Source organism: Parafrankia sp. BMG5.11 (genome assembly GCF_004337455.1).
In genome coordinates this window covers 36,252-55,968 of sequence record NZ_SJXI01000003.1, presented here as the reverse complement: position 1 = coordinate 55,968, position 19,717 = coordinate 36,252, and the positions used below count along the sequence as shown (strand labels likewise).

The window sequence follows — 19,717 nt, the reverse complement described above, 5'->3', positions numbered from 1 at the left end:
GCCGTCCCGGGCGGCCGGTGGGATTGCCCCCACCGGCCGCTGTGGCATGCCCTGAGGCAGGTGCGAGGGGGGTTGGCCAGGCCGCCGCTGACGGTGAACGGCGCTGGCTGGGAAGAGAGTCTGAGCCGGAGGCGGGGATTGAACCCGCGACCTATCGCTTACGAGGCGATTGCTCTGCCACTGAGCTACTCCGGCATCGGCCAGGCGGCTGCGAGCCGGTGGGCTCCGGCGCCGTCCTGCCCGGACGAGTATGCCAGACGAAGACGATGTGGCGATCGGCGCCCGTCCGTGGTCCGGGCCCTGACGTGGCTCGCGCGCACGCCACCCTGGGTCGGGGTGGCCGGGCTGCCGGCGGGTGACGGGCTCGATCCGGTGCGTCCCGGATCCGGATGCGGTCCAGTTCGGTGGCTCGGTGTGTGCTGGGGCGTCCGTCGGCGGGAAGTCACCGCTCTGCCTGTCTGCGCACCCCGCCACATCCTGTCGACGTTCGGTTGTCCGCGGGATACGGAATGATCGGGACGCGCACTGATCGCATGTCTTGCAAGGCTTTCTGTTACGGATTTGAATGCTCGAACCCCCGCGCGTCGGCCGAAGGTGTCGAAAAGGCACCCCCGGTCGCAGTGGCTCCGGAGAGGTTGCGTAGGGTTTCGCACCATGACCGGGGCCGGGGAAGGTGCGCCAGGCACGACGCGCGGAGCGTCGCTGCTTGTCGCCGAAGACGACGAGGCATCGCGAATCGCGCTGGCACGCAGCCTTGAGCGATTTGGGTACCGGGTGCTCGAGGCCGCGGACGGCGAGGCAGCGCTGCGACTGTTCCAGACCACCGAGATAGATCTCGTTGTGCTGGACGTGGCCATGCCGCGGATGGACGGTTTCGCCGTCCTCAGCCGGCTGCGCCAGACAAGCGAAGTGCCGGTGATCATGTTGACCGGACGTGCCGAGGAGGTCGACCGGGTCGTCGGCCTGGAGCTCGGCGCCGACGACTACGTGGTCAAGCCGTACTCGTTGCGCGAGCTGGTCGCCCGGGTGCGTGCGCGGCTGCGCCGCCGGCCCGTCGAGGCGCCGCCGCAGCGAACGGGGGACGGCAACGAGCCCCTCATCTACGGCGACGTCTCGATCGACCTGCGCGCGCGGGAGGTGGCCGTCGCGGGTGAGCGGGTGGATCTCACCGCCCGTGAGTACGAGCTGCTGGCCTTCCTCGCCCGACATCCACGCCGGGTGTTCAGCCGCGAGGAACTGCTTGAACAGGTCTGGGGCACCCGCTTCCAGGACCCGGCGACCGTGACCGAGCACGTCCGGCGGGTGCGCACCAAGGTCGAGGGAAGACCGCCGCAGCGCCGCCTGGTCACCACGCTCCGGGGGATGGGCTACCGGTTCGATCCCTGAGATCCGGCTCCGTCGCCTCGCGTAGCTCCCGGTCACCCTCCTGGAGCTCGATGATCGATCCGTTCGGCACGGGTCGGCGCCGGTGGTGTTCCCGGTAGCCGCCCATGTCGAGCCGTTCGGCCGTGCCGGCGCGTGCCCGTAGGCACCAGTCCACCGCGCGGATGAACATGCCGTGGGTGAAGACCACGACAAGTCCCGGGGGCGCCTGGTGCAGCCGGGCGAGGAGCCGGTCGGCCCGGTCCATCAGCCCGGCGAACGACTCACAGCCCAGCTCGGGCCGGTCCACCGAGTACGGGTTCGCCTGGTGCCAGTACTGCCGCGCGAACGGCGCCCGTTCGAGGTCGGTCAGTTTCTGACCGTGGAGACTGCCCAGGTAGGTGAACTCCTGGACGTCCCAGACCTCCAGCGGGGTGGCCGGGAACCTGCGCGCGGTCGGTTCCGCGGTCAGCCGGGCGCGTAGGTACCAGGAGACCACGATCAGGGACGGGTCGTGGGGAATCATCCCGGCGACCGCGTCAGCCTGGCGCACTCCGAGGTCGGTGAGCCCGATCCCGTGCGGATCGGCCGACGGCTGCCCCGCGTTCGCCGTGCTCTCGCCGTGGCGTACCAGCCACACCCGCCGTTGCATGGTTCCCCCCATGTGGATGCCGCCGGCCGCGCCGGCGCGCGGTCATGTCGCGCTGTCTGTTTTGCCGCGAGCTGCCGTCCCGAAGTTCGGGCGGTCTGTGCCGCGTACGCCCTCAGTGCTCCGTGCGCCGCCGGGAACGGCGGCGGTGGGACCGCCCGCCGGCCGTGTCGGGGGAGCTGTCCTCGCCGCCGTCCGGCGCCGGGCCCGCCGTCCCCGCCGTCCCCGCCGGCCCGGCTGGTTCCGCGGTCCCAGTTGGTTCCGCCGTGGCGGCTGGCCCTGCCGTGGCGGCTGGCCCTGCCGTGCCGGTCGGGTCCGCGGTGCTGGCCGGGCGTGCCGGTCCGGCGGCATGGGTGGCCTCGTAGGCCTTGCGTGAGCCGCAGACGTCCGCGCGGGAGCAGGCGTGCCGGCCCCCGCCGTCGAGGGCGACCGTCACCTGCTGGCGCGGCACGTCGTGCGCGACGACCCGGCCGTCCCCGTCCGGTGTGGACGCGCGGGCGCCCACCGCGGGGACGGCGGCGGTGAACTCCTCGTAGAGGGGATGCTCGTAGCGCAGGCAGCACATCAGCCGGCCGCACGCCCCACTGATGCGCATCGGGTTCAGTGAGAGGTTCTGGTCCTTGGCCATCCGCACGCTCACCGGCTCGAAGTCGGTGAGGAAGGTGGAGCAGCAGAGGTCCCGCCCGCAGGAGCCGATCCCGCCCTGGAGTTTCGCGCTGTCGCGGGCCGAGAGCTGCCGCAGCTGTACGCGGGCGGAAAGCGTCCGGTTGAGATCACGCACGAGGGCACGGAAGTCGACACGGTTCTCGGCGGTGAAGTAGACGGTGAAGGCGTTGCTGTCGGGGACCACGTCCACTCCGACCACCTTCATCGGCAGGCCGTGCTCCCGGACGAGCCGGCGGGCGGCGACCCTCGCCTGGGCGCGGCGCCGTCGGGCGGCGTCGTCACGGCGCAGGTCGTCCTCGTCCGCGAGGCCGGCCAGCACCGGCAGGCCGCCGACATCCTCGCTGACCCACTGCGGCGCCCACACGCAGGTGGCGACCTCGGGCCCCTCGTCGGTGGGCACCAGGACCCGGTCACCGACCCGCGGGCTGTACGGGCCCGGATCGGCGTAGTAGAGCCGGCCCCGGCGGGAGAAGGACACCGCGCACATCATCGGCATGCGACGTCCCGCCACCTTCCGCCCTCGGATGCCCGGTCCACGGAAGACTACGACGGGAGCGGCGGCGAGGCTCCCGGTTCGCCCATCTCGCCCGATGCGGGGTGCGACGGCTCCATTCCGGATGGAGACGGGTCGGTCGGCGCGCCCCGGGGCCGGCCGGTGTCATCCGATGCGGGCGCCGCCCGGGACCTGGTAGACGGCGAACGGGGCCACGATGACCGGGCGGGCGACGTTGCGCACCGGCGTACCGCCCGGGGTGCGTCCCGTCTCCTGGCCGTGGTGGGCGTGGCCGTGGACGGCGAGCGCGGTGGCGGGCGCGTCGGCGGCGCCCGCGCCGGAGCCCGGGATCACGCTGCCATGCCAGGAGCCGTCGGCTGGCGCCGGAGCGGGGCCGTCCGAGGGAAGGACCGACGCCGGCCCCGGCGGGTCGAGCGTGCCCGCCATGCCGGACCTGCGCGCTGCGGTCGCCCCGCGCCCGGGACCGGTGCCGCGCCCGGCTCCCGCCGCGCGTGAACCGTCGATGGCGGCGCCGAGCAGGGAGCTGCCGAGGAACCGGTGCAGCCCCGGCGCCTCGCCCGTCAGCGTCTCCCGCACGGGCGCGTAGTGGGTGAGGGCGATGCGGACGTCGGTGTCGAGCGAGGCGAGCGCGTCGCGCAGGTGAAAGGCGTCGGCCGCGGCGTCCTCGGGCGTCCGGCCGCCGGGCCCGCCGTCGGCCAGGTGGTTGTCGGCGAACCCCGTCACGCCCGCGACCCCGACCGGGCCGGCCGCCGTCCCGATCGTCGCCGCGGTGCCGTCGAGCACGATCGCGCCGGCGTCACCGAGCATCGCGGCGACCCGCGGGCCCTCGCCGGCGTCGTGGTCGTGGTTTCCCAGCACCGCCACGACCGGCAGGTCGAGCCCGCGGACAACCGTGCACAGCTCCGCCGCGGAGTCCAGCTCGCCGTCGTTGGTCAGATCACCGGCCAGCAGCAGGACGTCGGCGACGAGCGCCGCCCGCTGGTAGAGCGGCCGGAGCCGGAACGCGGATCCGGGAACGACATGGAGGTCGCCGACCGCCGCAACCCGCATGCCCGTCCTCTCCTCCGGTGGCGCCTGCCGCCGAACAGGTTCTTATGCGTCGCGCAGCGTGAGGGCAAGAGACTCGGCAGCCAGCTGCGGCACAAGACCCGGGTTGTCCGCCAGCGCCTGCCGTGTCGCCAGGACGGCCTCCCACCGGCGCAACGTCTGCTCCGGGGTGGCCGCGGCGGCCAGCTGGGCGACGGCGTCGGCCTGGTCGGGGTGCACCGGGGTGACCTGCCCCCGCAGCTGCTGGACCAGTACGTCCCGGTACAGCCCGGCAAGATCCACCAGGGCCCGGTCGAGGGAGTCGAGAACAGTGCGCCGCCCGCGGCTCTTCTGGGTCCGCTCCAGCTCCTTGAGTGCCCCGGCAGCGCCGCGGACCTGGAGAGACCTCGGCTTGGCCCCCGCCTTGGCACCCCGCGCGGACGTCGACCTGGTACCGGAGGACGTCGCGCCGACGCCCAGTGCCGTCTTCAGCGCCTCGGTCTCGACCTCGTCGCGCTCGGCGTTCGCGGCCTGCGCGTCGGCGTTCGCGGCGTCCACCAGGTCGGCGGCCGCGGCCAGGCAGTCGCCGACCCGCCGCAGCCGGGAGGGCAGGCGCAGCACCGACTCCCGCCGTGCGCGGGCCTGCGGGTCGGTGGCCAGCCTGCGAGCCTGCCCGACATGCCCCTGGGACGCCTGCGCCAGCACGGCGGCGAGATCCTCGGCTGTGCCCTCCCGGATGAGGACGTCGGCCACGTTCTTCGGGTTCGGCAGCCGCAGGGCGACCGACCGGCACCGGGAGCGGATGGTGGGCAGCACGTCGTCGACGGATGGGGCGCACAGCAGGAACACGGCTCGCTCGGCCGGCTCCTCCAGCGCCTTGAGTAGCGCGTTCGCCGCCGAGTCGGTGAAGCGGTCCGCGTCCTCAATCAGCAGGATGCGCCATCGGCCCGCGCTGGGGGCGCTGGCGGCGTCCCTGATCAGGGCACGGACGTCCCGCACTCCGATCGAGAGACCCTCCGGGCGGACCGTGCGAAGGTCGGCCGCGGTGTCGGAGAGGACGGTGTGGCAGCCAGGGCACTGCCCGCAGCCTGGCGGGATGTTCTCGCAGAGCAGGCCGGCGGCGAAGGCCCGGGCCGCGTCGGCGAGGCCCGAGCCGGCCGGGCCGGTGAACAGCCAGGAGTGGGTCATGCCCGCCCGGGCGGCGACCAGCGACCCACCTTCGGTGACCAGCGCCGCCGCCGTGGCCGCGGCGGTCAGGGTGGCGACGACCGCGTCCTGTCCGACCAGGGTGTCCCAGACCGTCACACCGTCATTGTCGTGCATCACCGCGACCTGATCGTCATCGCGGGTCGTCACCGGTGATCGCCGGGCGCAGGCGTCCGGCGATCACCGCACGGATCTGCCGGTGCAGCTCCTGCGGGGAGAGCGTCGCGTCCAGGATGACGTGCCGGTCCGGATCCTCGTCCGCGAGCCTGCGGAAGTGCTCGCGAACCCGTCGGTGGTAGGCCACGGCCGCGACCGGGTCGGTGCCGGAGCGATCCGGCCCCGCGCCGGGCACGGCACCGCCGCCGTGCCCGGCACCGCCATCGTGTCCGGTACCGCCATCGTGTCCGCCGCCGTCGTCCTCGCTCTCCCGCCCGAGGTGAGGATCACCCCCGCCTCGGGCCAGCGCCTGCTCCGCAGGCAGGTCCAGCAGGATCGTCACGTCGGGCAGCAACGAGTGGCTGGCCCACTGGGTCAGCACCGTCAGCTCGTCGCTGTCGATCCGCTGGCCGAGCGCCTGGCACGCGATCGCGGAGTCCACGTAACGGTCGGTGAGCACGATCGCGCCCCGTGCCAGCGCCGGTTCGATGACCCGGGCCACGTGCTCGGCGCGGTCGGCCGCGTCCAGCAGCAGCTCGGTCCGGGCGTGCAGCCGGTTCGCGGGGTCGTCCAGCAGGTCCCGCAGGCCCGCGCCGAGGGACGTCCCGTCGGTCTCGTACGCCGGAACGACCTCGCGCCCGCTCGAGGACAGCCAGCTTCGCAACAGCTCCAGCTGGGTCGTCTTGCCGGCGCCCGCGGCACCCTCGACGGTGATGAACAACCCGCCATGACGGCGGCGGGCAGCGCCCGGCCGCCGCCCGCGCAGCGCGTTCCACAGCTCGGGCAGGACGGCTTCCCCGGTGTGGTCGTCCATCTGGCGGTAGGAGAACAGGCCGACCGCGACGGCGAGCAGCCCGCCGGCGAGCAGGACGACGGTGACACCGTCGGCCCGGACGTTGATGTCACCCCAGAGGTGGACCTGGTGCGAACCGATCAGACCGACGAGGGCCGGCGCGGCCGCGAGTACGACCAGCAGGTCGACCCGTACCAGCGACTGGACCAGCGCGAAGGTGCGCCCGCGCAGCTCATCGGCGACCTCGGCCTGCAGCAGGGTGTACCCGGTCACCCAGGCGACGCCGGCGAGGGCGCCGACGAACACGACCAGAATGCAGGCGATCACCAGGTTCGGGATGATCGCGACGATCACCAGCGTGATTCCCGCGGCGGTGACGCAGACGCCGAAAAGGCGGGTACGGCTGTAATCCCCGAGCAGCTTCGGGCCGGCGCCCATTCCGGCGGCGAGGCCGATGAACACCGCGCCGAACAGCACGCCGTAGGCCGAGTCGCCACCGCCGAGGATCTCGACGTAGAGCTTGCCGAGCGCCACCACACAGCCGGCGCCGGCGAAGCCGCCGAGGATTCCGACGACCAGCCCGCGGACGAGGCGGTCCTGGCCGACGAACTTCCAGCCCTCGGTGATCGAGGCGAAGAAGCCCGGCTCCGTGCTGTGCTCGGGCCGTTCCGCGCGGCCGATCGACCGCAGGCCCCAGATGACGATCGCCGACCCGAGGAACGTGGCCGCGTTGAAGTACAGCGCGATGTCCAGGGAGGAGTCGCGGAAGAAGTGAATGGACGGGCCCAGGGCCCGGGACACGGTGGCGAGCAGCGTGAAGATCGCCGCGGCCAGCGGCGCCGTGCCGTAGGTCGTTATCAGGCTGAGGGTGTTGGCCGCCGCGAGCCGGTTACGCGGGACCAGATGCGGGATCGAGGCCTCCTTGGCCGGTGCCCACACCAGGCTCACGCACTCGACGAGAAAGGACGCGATCAGTAGCCATCCGAGGGTTCCCACGATCGGGATGGACAGGAACAGCCCGAACCGCATCACGTCGGTGATGACCATGGTCATCCGGCGGTCGAGGCGGTCGGCGATCGCTCCGGCGAGCGGGCCCAGCACGAGCGCGGGCAGCAGACGGACGATCAGCAGGGAGCTGATCGCGAACGCCTGTCCGGAGAAGCTCTCGGTCAGCTGGGTGACCAGGGCGGTGGTCGCCAGCAGGCCCATCCAGTCGCCCAGGCTGGAAAGGCTGAGCTGGATCCACATCCGGCGGAACTCGGGAATTCGCAGAACCGCCCGCAGGTCGCCGTCCGAGCCGCTGGTGGTGCGCGCACGCGGTGGCGAGGGCACCGTCGTGACCGGATGACGGCTCAGTGGCCGCCGGACCCGCATCCGTGGCGGACGCGGGGCCCGCCGACCAGCCGGCGGCCCAGTGCCTGGCGGCTCGGTGTTTGGCAGGTGAGTGCCTGGTGGGTCAGTGGTCGGCGAATCGGTGCTCGTCGAGTTGGCGCTCGGCGGGTCGGTGTTGACCACGGGAGTCGCCGCGGGCTCCCGCGGAGCCGCCCGCGCGGCCCGCAGCGGTGTCTGGTCCAGCTTGCCGTGGCTCTCGCCGACGGGCAGATCCATCAGCTCGACCGCTGAGAGCCACCGGACGTTGCTCCGGTGGCGCTGTCGGTGCCGGATGCGTCGCCCGCGGCGGTGCCGGTCTCCCCGGCGCCGCTGGCGGCGGACTTCGACGCGCGGGAGCCGGACTTCGCCGTGCCGCCCGACGTCTTGCCCGCGGGCTTGGCCTTCGTGGTGGTCTTCGCGGCCGTCCGGGGCTTGGCTGTGGCCTTCGCGGGCGCCTTGGCCGTGGTCTTCGTGGTCCGGCGCGGCGTGGTCGTGCCGCGGGCTCGGCGGTCCGCGAGGAGCTCGGCGGCACGCTCGACCGTGATGGTCTCGACCGCGTCGCCCTTGCGCAGGCTGGCGTTGGTCTCGCCGTCGGTCACGTACGGGCCGAACCGGCCCTCGCGCAGGACCATCGGGCGCTCGGTGGCGGGGTCGGGCCCGAGCTCACGCAGCGGCGGCGTCTGCGCAGCCTGGCGCCGACCGCGGGCCTTCGGCTGCGCGAGCAGCGCGAGCGCCTCGTCCAGCGTCACCGTGAACAACTGGTCCTCGGACTCCAGCGAACGGCTGTCGGCGCCCCTCTTCACATAGGGGCCGTACCGCCCGTTCTGGGCGGTGACCTCCGCGCCTTCCGCGTCGGTGCCGAGGACGCGGGGGAGCGTCAGCAGCCGCAGCGCGTCCTCGAGGGTCACGGTCTCCAACGACATGGTGCGCAGCAGGCTCGCGGTCTGCGGCGGCTCGCTGTCCGTCGTCACGTACGGGCCGTAGCGGCCGGCCTTCGCGGTGATCGACGCACCCGTCTTCGGGTCCGTGCCGAGCAGACGGTCGCCGCTGGGCGCGGCCAGCAGCTCGAGCGCGCGCTCCACGGTCAGCTCGTCGGGAGCGACCTCGTCCGGGACGCTGGCACGCCCGTCAGCGTGCTGGACATAGGGCCCGTAACGACCGACCCGCACGACGACAGGCTCGCCGTCGTCCGCCTTGCCCAGCGGGATGGAGTTGACCTCGCGGGCGTCGATCTCCCCGAGCCGCTCGCCGACCAGGTGCTTGAGGCCCTCGACCGCGCCGGAACCGCCGGTGTCGGTCGTGTCGGGCAGACCGAAGTAGAACCCGGTGAGCCAGTCCGTGGACGCGGCCGTACCAGCGGCGATCGCGTCGAGGTCGTCCTCCATCGAGGCCGTGAACTGGTAGTCCACGAGCCGGGTGAAGTGGTCCTCCAACAGCCCGACCACCGCGAACGCGACGAAGCTCGGGACCAGCGCGGACCCCTTCTTCCACACGTAGCCGCGGTCCTGGATCGTGCCGATGATCGACGCATAGGTGGACGGCCGGCCGATCCCCAGCTCCTCCAGCGTCTTGACCAGGCTGGCCTCGGTGAACCGCGGCGGCGGGCTGGTCGTGTGGCCACGCGGGGTGAGCGTGCGGGTGGCCAGCGGGTCCCCCCGCCGGACGTCGGGCAGCCGCCGCTCGCGGTCCTCGAGCTCGGCGTCCGGGTCGTCGGCGCCCTCGACGTACGCGCGCAGGAACCCGGGGAAGGTGATCACCTTGCCGGAGGCGGAGAACTCCGCGTCCTCCCCGGAGCTGGAGGTCGCGCCCAGGCGGATGGTGGCGCTGGTGCCGCGCGCGTCGGCCATCTGGCTGGCCACCGTGCGCTGCCAGATCAGCTCGTACAGGCGGAACGAGTCACCGTCGAGCTCCGAGCGCACCTCACCCGGGGTCCGGAAGTGATCCCCGGCGGGCCGGATCGCCTCGTGGGCCTCCTGGGCGTTCTTGACCTTCTTGGCGTAGGTGCGGGGCCGGTCCGGGACGTACTCGGCGCCGTAGAGGGTGCGGGCCTGGTCCCGGGCGGCGACCAGGGCGGTCTCGGACAGGTTCGTCGAGTCCGTCCGCATGTAGGTGATGTAGCCGTTCTCGTAGAGGCGCTGCGCGACCTGCATCGTGCGCTGGCTGGAGAACCGCAGTTTGCGGCCGGCCTCCTGCTGGAGCGTGGAGGTCATGAACGGCGGGTAGGGCGAGCGCCGGTACGGCTTGGTCTCGACCGACCGCACCGCGAACGCGGCGCCGGTGAGCCGGCCGGCCAGCGCGCGGGCGCCGGCCTCGTCGAGCAGCGCGACTCCGTCGGACGTCAGCTCGCCGGTCGGGGCGAAGTCGCGGCCGCTGGCCAGGCGCCGCCCGTCCAGCGCGACGAGGGTCGCCGGGAGCGGGGTCGTGTCGAGGGCGGCGCCGTCGTGCGCGACGGTCTGCTGGAAGACACCCTCGATGTTCCAGTACTCCGCGGTGCGGAACCGCATCCGCGCCCGCTCCCGCTCGACGAGGACGCGGGTCGCCACGCTCTGGACCCGCCCCGCCGAGAGCTTGGGCATGACCTTCTTCCACAGCACGGGGGAGACCTCGTAGCCGTAGAGCCGGTCCAGGATCCGCCGGGTCTCCTGCGCGTTGACCAGGTTCTCGTTGATCTCCCGCGGGCTGTCGACCGCACGCTGGATCGCCTGCGGGGTGATCTCGTGGAAGACCATCCGCTTGACCGGGACGGTCGGCTTCAGGGTCTGCAGGAGGTGCCAGGCGATCGCCTCGCCCTCGCGGTCCTCGTCTGTCGCCAGGTAGAGCTCGCTGGCGTCCTTGACGAGCGACTTGAGCTTGCTGACCTGGACCTTCTTATCCGGGCTGACGACGTAGAGGGGCTCGAAGCCGTTGTCGACGTCGACCCCGAGCCGGGCCCACGGCTTGCCCTTGTGCGCGGTCGGCACGTCGGCGGCGCTGCGCGGCAGGTCGCGGATGTGGCCGATGCTCGACTCCACCTGCCACCCCGGGCCCAGGTAGCCCGCGATCGTCTTCGCCTTGGCCGGCGACTCCACGATCACCAGACGGGTCCCGTTCCCGTTCGCGGTGGCCCGCGCCGGGCGGCGCCCGCCCGTGGCGCGGGCGCCCGAAGCGCGCCCTGCGGTGGCGCCGGCCTCGGCCGTCTCGGCCGTCTCGGCCGCTTCGGCCTCGGCCGCCGTGGCGCTCGCTGCCGTGGCGCTGGCCGCCGTGGCGCTCGCTGCCGCGGGCTTGGCGGGCTCGGCGACCGGCGTGGGCGACCCCGCGGTCGTCCGGCTCGTCGAATTCGTGCGCGGTGGCACTTCTCTCCTCGTTACGGCGTGCTGCTCCGGTGGACCGCTCGGGACGTCAGTGCCGCCCGGGTGATCCTCGTGTGATCTACCTCTGTCAGTTGCTCCAATGCCCGCCCGGGGCTGTTGTCGGCGCGCCGGCGATCCCCGCTCCATGGGCGTGGACACGGGCCCGGCACGACCGGACATCTCCCGCTGCCGGAATCGGCCGCAGGGAGCACCGTACGCCGGTGTGTGGCTGGAGGGCTCCCCCCGTCCGCCGTCGGGGGCCGCGCGGGCACTCCCTCGGCGGTTGCGCCGGCAGGCATCCGCACCATCGTGCCGTCGTCCACGCCGGGCGGTCCAGCGGCAGACGATCGCGTGCCGGATGACCCCGCCCGATCACCACTTTGCCCCGGAGACGCTCGCCGGACTGCCGGACCCGGCGACCACGAACGGGGCCGCATCCCGCCTACCAGGCGGGATGCGGCCCCGCATCGCTTCGGCGAGCGAAGGGCCGACCGGCTGCGCACGACCGCACGGGCGGGCGTCCACCAGGCCTCGACACAGCACCGGTGGCGATCCGGACGGGGTCGGACGAAGATCGTCGGGCAGCATTCGCTGCGGGACACCGTCAGATCACGCGGTCGGTGTGCCGGTTACGCGCCGACAGCGCCGGATCTCGTCGTCAGACCTTCACCTCCGAGCCCGACGGCGGGGTGCGCGTCGGCGGTGCCGAGGGCGTCGGCGGCCCGTCCCCCACCGACGAGCCCCGCCGCCTGGACGTCGCGACGACCGCGACGATCACCACGACGGCGGCGAGGGCGATGCCGATGCGGGCGGCCGTGTTCTCGTCCTCGCCCACCGAGAACTTCACGACCAGCGGAGCGATCAGCAGGCTGACGAGGTTCATCACCTTGAGTAGTGGGTTGATCGACGGTCCGGCGGTGTCCTTGAACGGGTCGCCGACGGTGTCCCCGATCACCGTCGCGGCGTGCACCTCAGAGCCCTTGCCGCCGTAGTTGCCGTCCTCCACGAGTTTCTTCGCGTTGTCCCAGGCGCCGCCCGAGTTCGCGAGGAAGACCGCCATCAGCACCCCGGCGGCGATCGCCCCGCCGAGGAACGCGCCCAACGGCGGGTAGCCGAGGCCGAACCCGACCGCGATCGGGGCCATCACGGCGAGTGTTCCCGGTGTCACCAGCTCGCGCAGCGAGTCCCTGGTACAGATGTCCACAACGGCGCCGTAGTCGGGCTTCTCTGTGCCCTCCATGATTCCCGGCTTGGTCCGGAACTGGTTGCGCACCTCCATCACGACCCGGCCGGCGGCGCGGCCGACCGCGTTGATCGCCAAACCGGAGAACAGGAAGACTACGGCGGCGCCGATGATGAGGCCGACCAGGGCGTCCGGATAGGCGATGTTCAGCCCACCAACGGTGCCCCGGGCGGCCTCCGTGGACGCCCCCGCGTCGGCGAGCGCGGTCGTGACCGTGTCGGTGAACGAGCCGAACAACGCGGTCGCGGCGAGCACCGCCGTGGCGATCGCGATGCCCTTGGTGATCGCCTTGGTGGTGTTGCCCACCGCGTCCAGCGAGGTCAGGATCGCCCCGGCGCGTTCGTCGATGCCCTCCGGCCCGGCCGACATCTCGGCGATGCCCTGGGCGTTGTCGCTGACCGGGCCGAACGTGTCCATCGAGACGATGACACCGACCGTGGTGAGCAGGCCGGTTCCGGCAAGCGCCACCGCGAACAGGGCGATCGTGACGCTGCCCGAGCCGAGGAGATACGCGCCGAACACAGCCGCGCCTATGAGCAACGCGGAGTACACAGCCGACTCGAGACCCACCCCGATTCCGGCCAGGATGTTCGTCGCCGGCCCGGTCGTCGACGCCTCGGCGACGCCAAGGACCGGGCGGCGGTTCGTCTCGGTGAAGTAGCCGGTCAGCAGCTGGATGGCGGCGGCGAGCACGATGCCGATGAGCACCGCGCTGATCGCGATCACCCGCGGATCGCCGCTCTGGGTGCTGCCTTCCAGCCCCGGGAACTCGGCGAAACTGCCCGGCAGGTAGACCATGGAGACGATCACCACGCCGATCGCGGAGACCACGGCGGAGATGAAGAAGCCCCGGTTGATCGCGGTCATGCCGGTGCGGTCGCCGTCTCTGGGGGAGACGGCGAAGATCCCGATGATCGCCGTGAGCACGCCGACCGCCGGGATCAGCAGCGGATATACCAGCCCGTTCTCGCCGAACGCCTTGACCCCGAGAATCAGCGCCGCGACCAGGGTCACCGCGTATGACTCGAACAGGTCGGCGGCCATCCCGGCGCAGTCGCCGACGTTGTCGCCGACGTTGTCGGCGATCGTCGCCGCATTGCGCGGGTCGTCCTCGGGAATGCCCTGCTCGACCTTGCCGACCAGGTCCGCTCCGACGTCTGCCGCCTTGGTGAAGATCCCGCCGCCGACTCGCATGAACATCGCGAGAAGGGCGGCGCCGAACCCGAACCCCTCGAGCACCTGCGGGGCGGTGTCCCGAAAGGCCAGGACCACCACCGCCGCCCCGAGGAGGCCGAGTCCGACGGTGAACATCCCGACGACGCCGCCGGTACGGAACGCGATCCGCATCGCGGCACGTTCACCGCTCTCGATCGCCGCCGCCGCGGTGCGGGTGTTGGCCCGGGTCGCGAGCGACATGCCGACGAAGCCGACCAGCGCGGAGAAGACGGCGCCCACGACGAAGAACACGGAACGGCCCACGCGAGCGCCCGTGTCATCCGCCGGTAGGAGCAACAGGACGAACGGGATCACGATGACGAACCCGGCGAGGGTCCGGAACTGCCGGCGGAGGTAGGCTGCGGCTCCCTCCTGAACCGCTCTGCCCACCTCGATCATTTTCGGAGTGCCCGCGTTCGCCGCCAGTACCTCGCGCACCAGGTAGGCGGCGACGAGGAGGGCGAGTGCTGCGACGATCGCCACACCGGCGACCAATCCGACAGCTCCACCGCTAAGGTCGATAGGGGGGTCCTCGGCCTGTAGGGTGTGGATCGGGGACATGGCTCCTCCCGGTCTGCTGTGTGCGCCCTCTGTGGCCGCGGCAGATGTGGGTCGGGCACAGAACGCCCGCCGTGCACCGTTCGTCGATCACAGCCGTACACGTCGCATCCGACGACGTCCTGGGTGGCGACCGACACCGGTCAGCGGGCGGGAGCCACCTTCCAGCGGGCGCCGAGCGGGCGCCGGACGTTACTCCGGTGAGGTAGCGGTGCCGGTCCGTACCCGGCGCCGCCGACCAGCCCGCGCGGTGAACGCCTTCGTGTGGCCCTGGCCTGTGGCCCGGGGCCAGGCCCCACGGGGAACACCAAGGGAAACACCGACGGCCCCGATCGACCGTCGGTGAGATGCGGCGGAGTCTATCCGCACGTCTGTGACGTGCGCTCGTTTTTCGGTTGTGGCTGGCCGAGTCGCCCGTTTTTGTTGTAGCGCGGCCCGTGAGGTGTCGCCCGGGCTGACGCCCGCAGGCCGGCGTGCCGTTCGGCTGCCGACGGCCTGCTCGAAGTGTGGCTGGACGCGCTCGAACCTCGGGTGGGCCCCGATCGCTGTCGGGAACTCACCCGAGTCGCTGCCAGGCGTCAAGCAGGCGTCGGGCCTTTCTCGGCCGCGTCAGGGCCCGCAGGGTCTCACTGCGGCTCGCCAGGTCTCGCTGTCGGCTCGTCAGGCCTCGCGGCGGGCGGAACCGGCGATCTCCGCGGCCAGTGCCGCGTAGGCGGCGGAGTCGAGATCGGAATCGGCCGGCGGCTCACCGGTGTGCCAGGTCATCTCGACGACGGTGCCCGTGCCGTCCGTGCCGCGCCGGACGGCGACCTCGTCGACCAGGCCCTCGATGAGGGCCAGGCCCAGGCCGGGCGGGAAGGGCTGGTCGGCGTCAGGGTCGCCATCGAGGCCCGGCGCGGTGAGCGCGGCGGAGCCGAGGGCCGCCGCGCCACCGAGGTCCGCGCCACCGAGGTCCAGCAGGGCAGGCGCGCTGATGAGGCCGCCGTCCGGCCCGGGGGCGACCTCGTCTCCCGGGGCGCCACTGTCCGACACGACGACGGTGAACGTCTCCGGCGCGTCGGTCAGCGCCACGTGCACCAGCGCCTCGGGATTGCTCCGGCGGTTGACCCGGACGGCTCGGGCGCACGCCTCACCAACCGCCAACTTGATCTCGTCGACGGCGCCGGCTGGCACGCCCGCGCGCCTGCTGACCGCGGTCGCGATCATCCGGGCGGTACGGACATGGCCGGGCAAGGCGGCGAAGTGCAACTCGACGGTGGGCATGCGTCCGAGGACCTGCCTTTCGCGAACGGGACCTGATCAGTCCCTGGCGGCCAGGGCTTCCTCGACGGAGGAGTGGATGGGGAAGACCTTGGTGAGTCCCGTGATCCTGAAGATCTTGAGGATACGTTCCTGGGTGCAGACCAGGTGCAGCGAGCCCTCGTGGGCACGAACCCGCTTGAGTCCGCCGACCAGGACGCCGAGACCGGTGGAGTCGAGGAACTCCACCCCCTCCATGTCGACCACCAGGTGGTACGACCCGGCCGAGACCAGGTCGATGAGCTGCTCGCGAAGCTTGGGGGCGGTGTAAACGTCGATCTCGCCGCCCACCACGACGACCGTGTGGGTCCCCTCCTGGCGAGTCGTGAGGGACAGATCCACGGATCCTCCTAGTGGTTCTTCCCGGCGCCCGCGCCTCGGGCGACCGACATCACGGCGGCACTACCCTCCCATGAGGAGGATCAATCCGATGGCCCGCAACACAGATGGCGAGCCGGCATTCGGCGCCGCCGACGGATGAATCGACCCGGTGTTGCTCCTCGCTCATCCGAGGCGACGCACCTCGGATGATGCTATCGCCGATCTAGTGTTGGACCCGGTGTGGGGTGTCATCAGGTTGCCTACCGTGACCTGGCAGGGATCGGCCAGGTAATGGGAGCAAGTGGTTTGGATGGTGGGCGGACATCGTCCTCGGGCGACCGCCTATCGTGACGGGCGTGGGTTCGCCGGCCGTCACCGAGCACGATCCCGCGCGAGTCGGAACCGTCCTGAACCGACTCGCCCGGGACAGCCGACGGGCGGCCAACATCACCCACGTCGAGAGCGTTCCCGCCCGGCGGGGCCAGCCGGCCGCGTGGCCGGAGTGGGCCGACCCGCTGCTCGTGAGCCGGCTGCGCGCGGCGGGGATCGAGCAGCCGTGGACCCACCAGGTCGAGGCGGCCCGGGCGGCGCACGAGGGGCGCGGCGTCGTGCTGGCCACCGGTACCGCTTCGGGGAAGTCTGTGGGCTACCTGCTGCCCGTGCTGACCCGGCTGCTGGCGGAGCCGAGCTCGCGCGCCATCTACCTGGCGCCCACCAAGGCGCTGGCCAACGACCAGCTTCGTTCGGTGCGCTCACTGATGCTGACCGGTGTCCGGGCGTCCACCTATGACGGTGACACCCCGGGCCCCGAGCGGGAGTGGGTGCGCGCGCATGCCACGTTCGTCCTCACCAACCCGGACATGCTGCATCGCGGGATCCTGCCGGCACACCGCCGCTGGGCCCCGTTCCTGCGCGGTCTCCGGTTCGTCATCGTCGACGAGTGCCACGGCTACCGGGGCGTGTTCGGCGCGCACGTCGCCCAGATCCTGCGGCGCCTGCGGCGGGTCTGCGCCCGGTACGGCACCCGGCCGGTGTTCGTGCTCGCCTCGGCGACGGTGGCTGATCCGGGCCTGTCCGCCTCCCGGCTGACCGGCGTGGACGTCGACGTGGTCGACGCCGACGCGTCTCCCCGAGGGCCCATGGACTTTGCGCTGTACGAGCCGCCGCTGCTCGGCGTCCGCGCGGGACGGCCGAGCACCCCCGCGGACGGCACAGACGTGGCTGGCCCGGACGTGGACGGTGCGGGCGCTCCCGTGCCACACGGAGAGAACGACGCCCCCGTCCGGCGGGCCGCGACCGCCGAGTCCGCTGATCTGCTCGCCGATCTTGTCGCCGAGGGCGTGCGGACGCTGGTGTTCGTCCGTTCCCGCCGGGCCGCTGAGGTGGTGGCCGCCGCCGCCCGCCGCGGCCTGGGCGAGGCCGCCCCCGAACTGGTCGAGCGGGTCGCCGCCTACCGGGCGGGATACCTGCCCGAGGAACGCCGTTCGCTGGAGGGACGCCTCCGGACGGGTGAGCTCCTCGGCGTGGCCGCCACGTCCGCGCTCGAGCTCGGCGTCGACATCAGCGGACTCGACGCCACGGTGATCGCTGGCTTTCCCGGGACCCTGGCATCGCTGTGGCAGCAGGCCGGCCGCGCGGGCCGGACGGGGCAGGCGGCGCTCGCGGTCCTGGTCGCGCGGGACGATCCGCTGGACACCTACCTCGTCCACCATCCGGAGGCCGTCTTCGGCCGGCCGATCGAGGCCAGCGTGTTCGACCCCGACAACCCGTACGTGCTCATGCCCCACCTGGAATGCGCCGCCAGCGAACTGCCGCTGACCGAGGACGACCTGGAGCTGTTCGGGCCCGGTGCCCGCGCGGCGGTCGACGACCTCGTCCGGCGCGGGCGGCTGCGTCGACGACCCACCGGCTGGTTCTGGACCCAGCGGCACCGCCCGGACGTCGACATCCGTGGTGTCGGCGGCCCACCGGTGCGGATCGTCGAGACGGCGACGGGCCGGCTGCTCGGCACCGTCGACGCGGCGACCTCGCACTCGACGGTGCACGCGGGGGCGGTGTACCTGCATCAGGGCGCCAGCTTCATCGTCAACGAGCTCGACCTGGACGACGCGGTGGCCTTCGTCGACGCGGCGACGCCGGACTGGACCACGGTCGCGCGGGAGCACACCGACATCCGGGTCGTCGAGTCCACCCGCTCCGCGCGGTTCGCCGACGTCGAGATCCATCTCGGGACGGTCGAGGTCACCAATCAGGTGATCGCCTTCCAACGGCGCCGGCTGACAACCGGGGAGGTCCTCGGGCAGGAGCCGCTCGACCTGCCGCCGCGCCAGCTGCGTACGCGGGCTGTCTGGTACACGGTGACCGACGAGCTCCTCGCCGCGGCCCAAATCGAACCCGCCGACGTGCCGGGGGCGGTGCACGCCGCCGAGCACGCGGCGATCGGCCTGCTGCCCCTGTTCGCCACATGCGACCGGTGGGACATCGGCGGGGTCTCCACCGATCTGCACCCGGACACCGGCCGCACCAGCGTCTTCGTCTACGACGGCCATGCCGGTGGGGCGGGGTTCGCCGAACGCGGTTTCCTGCGGGTGGCGAACTGGCTACGGGCGACCCGGGACGCCGTCGCCGCGTGCGAATGCCCGGCCGGCTGCCCGTCCTGCGTCCAGTCGCCGAAGTGCGGCAACGGCAACGAGCCGCTCGAGAAGGCAGCCGCGGTCCGGCTGCTCGACGCCGTGCTGGCAGCGGTGGACGGCGACCCTGCGGACCCGCCGAGCCCCCGGCGGGAATGAACACGATCGCGGGCCGGGGGTGCAGACGACCGTATCGGGGGTAGACCGCCCTCTGTCGGATTTTCAAGGCGGCGCAATCGATACGTAGCAGGAAATCTGGAGGTTCCGGTGGTCACCGTCGGTGTGGTCCTGTTGCTTCTGGCGGGTGTTCTCACCGCGGACATCGTCCTGGAGAACTCCGGTCAGACAGAAGTAATGATCATGGGTCAGTCGCTCTCCTTCGACGTCTGGGGGCTATTCGTTCTCGGGCTCGCGACCGGCGTGTTGGTGGTGGCCGGTACGCAGATCACGCTGCAGGGCTTCGCCCGGGACAGGCACCGGCGTCGGCTGGAGCGCCAGCGTGCCCGTGACCTGGCCGCCATGACGCGGGCCGTGCCCACCCCGGCACCTCGGCACTCGGCCCCGACCGCACCGACTACCGCCTCCGCCCCGACAGCTGGGTCTGCCGCGACCACTGGGTCCGCCGCGACCGCTGGGCCCACTCCGGTGGGGGTGGCGCCTCGTTCCGGCCCGGCCCCGGTCCCCGCCGGTGGCCCCGGCGCCGTCAGGCCGGGTGGGGCCGCTGGTACCGCGCCCTCGCGCCGATCCGCGGTACCGACACCGGCTATGCCCGCACAGACCGGCTCCGTGCCGACGACCGCGCCTGACCCGGTCGTGCGTTCCCAGTCCAGTCGCCAGGCGGCTGCCGCGGCAGCCGCGGCAGCCGACACCGGTCCGCTTCGGATGGGGCGCCGTGGGACCGGGGAGGGCCAGCCCGGCGAGGGGCGGGCCGCTGGCGCACCGATCGAACAGGGTGCCGCCGTGACCGTTCCGGTCGGCCAGGCCGGGGGCGGGCGAGCGAACGCAACCGCCCCCACGCCGGTGGCCGCGCCGGAATCCGCGCCGGGGTCGGGACGGTCGGCGGGACGTCGGTCCGCCCGCGCCGAGCGCGCCGCCACGACCGGCTCGCCGGCCGCTCCGGCGCGGCCCGTGCCGACGGCGCATCCGGGGGACCGCGTCGTGGCCCGGGTTTCCGACCTGCGGCGCAAGAAGCGCGAGGCGCAGGCGGCCGAGACCGTCCCTGGTGCTCCCACGGCGCCGGGGCCCGTCTCCGGGGCGTCCGGGGCGGTGCCGGCGTCCGGGTCGCCCACACCTCCCGCGGGTGTGCGCACCCCCTGACCCGTGGGCGTGCGCACCGCCCGATCCGTCGGTGTGCGCACGCCCTGACCATCAAGTGAGCG

At 72.7% G+C, this 19,717-nt stretch carries 12 protein-coding genes and 1 tRNA gene; 3 read left to right on the top strand and 10 right to left on the bottom strand.

Translation table 11 applies throughout. The features are described 5' to 3' along the window. Positions 1–123 precede the first annotated feature (123 nt). Positions 124–195 (bottom strand) — tRNA-Thr (locus E0504_RS03635). 459 nt (positions 196–654) lie between these two features. Between E0504_RS03635 and E0504_RS03630 the strand changes: the two genes are divergently transcribed. Further along, positions 655–1,386, top strand: coding sequence for a response regulator transcription factor (locus tag E0504_RS03630; RefSeq protein ID WP_012157746.1), 732 nt, complete (start codon positions 655–657; stop codon positions 1,384–1,386). Here the strand turns inward: E0504_RS03630 and E0504_RS03625 are convergent. From E0504_RS03625 to E0504_RS03585, 9 genes are all read right to left on the bottom strand, one after another. Continuing rightward, positions 1,346–2,014, bottom strand: a complete 669-nt coding sequence (locus E0504_RS03625; RefSeq protein ID WP_071066210.1) for a histidine phosphatase family protein — start codon at positions 2,012–2,014, stop codon at positions 1,346–1,348. The genes E0504_RS03630 and E0504_RS03625 overlap by 41 nt on opposite strands. Before the next feature lie 112 nt (positions 2,015–2,126). After that, a complete protein-coding gene (locus E0504_RS03620) occupies positions 2,127–3,173 on the bottom strand; it encodes a regulatory iron-sulfur-containing complex subunit RicT (RefSeq protein WP_112108396.1) in 1,047 nt (348 codons plus the stop codon). Positions 3,174–3,335: 162 nt separating this feature from the next. Continuing rightward, positions 3,336–4,241 carry a metallophosphoesterase gene (locus E0504_RS03615; protein ID WP_112108395.1) on the bottom strand — a complete coding sequence of 302 codons (906 nt, stop codon included), beginning with the start codon at positions 4,239–4,241 and terminating at the stop codon, positions 3,336–3,338. Positions 4,242–4,283: 42 nt separating this feature from the next. Further along, positions 4,284–5,540 carry a DNA polymerase III subunit delta' gene (locus E0504_RS03610; protein WP_112108402.1) on the bottom strand — a complete coding sequence of 419 codons (1,257 nt, stop codon included), beginning with the start codon at positions 5,538–5,540 and terminating at the stop codon, positions 4,284–4,286. Between the two features lie 16 nt (positions 5,541–5,556). Continuing rightward, positions 5,557–7,980, bottom strand: a complete 2,424-nt coding sequence (gene tmk, locus E0504_RS03605) for a dTMP kinase (RefSeq protein WP_112108394.1) — start codon at positions 7,978–7,980, stop codon at positions 5,557–5,559. Beyond that, positions 7,980–11,075: a type I DNA topoisomerase gene (gene topA / locus E0504_RS03600; RefSeq protein WP_131621990.1), complete on the bottom strand. Its 3,096-nt coding sequence runs from the start codon at positions 11,073–11,075 to the stop codon at positions 7,980–7,982. Before topA ends, tmk begins: the two co-directional genes overlap by 1 nt. Before the next feature lie 655 nt (positions 11,076–11,730). Next, positions 11,731–14,091 carry a sodium-translocating pyrophosphatase gene (locus tag E0504_RS03595; RefSeq protein WP_071066187.1) on the bottom strand — a complete coding sequence of 787 codons (2,361 nt, stop codon included), beginning with the start codon at positions 14,089–14,091 and terminating at the stop codon, positions 11,731–11,733. Positions 14,092–14,748: 657 nt separating this feature from the next. Then, positions 14,749–15,351, bottom strand: coding sequence for an ATP-binding protein (locus E0504_RS03590; protein WP_071066188.1), 603 nt, complete (start codon positions 15,349–15,351; stop codon positions 14,749–14,751). A 36-nt stretch (positions 15,352–15,387) separates the two neighbouring features. Beyond that, on the bottom strand, positions 15,388–15,729 hold the full coding sequence (locus tag E0504_RS03585; RefSeq protein ID WP_012157755.1) for an STAS domain-containing protein: 342 nt from the start codon (positions 15,727–15,729) through the stop codon (positions 15,388–15,390). A 335-nt stretch (positions 15,730–16,064) separates the two neighbouring features. Between E0504_RS03585 and E0504_RS03580 the strand changes: the two genes are divergently transcribed. Together E0504_RS03580 and E0504_RS51895 are read left to right on the top strand one after the other, a co-directional pair. Further along, entirely contained in the window at positions 16,065–18,497 is a 2,433-nt protein-coding gene (locus E0504_RS03580) for a DEAD/DEAH box helicase (RefSeq protein WP_112108401.1), read from the top strand. Between the two features lie 108 nt (positions 18,498–18,605). Next, positions 18,606–19,655, top strand: coding sequence for a hypothetical protein (locus E0504_RS51895; RefSeq protein ID WP_235014648.1), 1,050 nt, complete (start codon positions 18,606–18,608; stop codon positions 19,653–19,655). Positions 19,656–19,717 lie beyond the last annotated feature (62 nt).

Excerpts from the sequence above, each read along its gene's own strand:
- E0504_RS03595 (WP_071066187.1), bottom strand. The coding sequence starts at position 14,091 with ATGTCCCCGATCCACACCCTACAGGCCGAGGACCCCCCTATCGACCTT.
- E0504_RS03615 (WP_112108395.1), bottom strand. The coding sequence starts at position 4,241 with ATGCGGGTTGCGGCGGTCGGCGACCTCCATGTCGTTCCCGGATCCGCG.
- E0504_RS03625 (WP_071066210.1), bottom strand. The coding sequence starts at position 2,014 with ATGCAACGGCGGGTGTGGCTGGTACGCCACGGCGAGAGCACGGCGAAC.
- E0504_RS03590 (WP_071066188.1), bottom strand. The coding sequence starts at position 15,351 with ATGCCCACCGTCGAGTTGCACTTCGCCGCCTTGCCCGGCCATGTCCGT.
- E0504_RS03620 (WP_112108396.1), bottom strand. The coding sequence starts at position 3,173 with ATGCCGATGATGTGCGCGGTGTCCTTCTCCCGCCGGGGCCGGCTCTAC.
- E0504_RS03610 (WP_112108402.1), bottom strand. The coding sequence starts at position 5,540 with ATGCACGACAATGACGGTGTGACGGTCTGGGACACCCTGGTCGGACAG.
- E0504_RS03630 (WP_012157746.1), top strand. The coding sequence starts at position 655 with ATGACCGGGGCCGGGGAAGGTGCGCCAGGCACGACGCGCGGAGCGTCG.
- tmk (WP_112108394.1), bottom strand. The coding sequence starts at position 7,980 with ATGGATCTGCCCGTCGGCGAGAGCCACGGCAAGCTGGACCAGACACCG.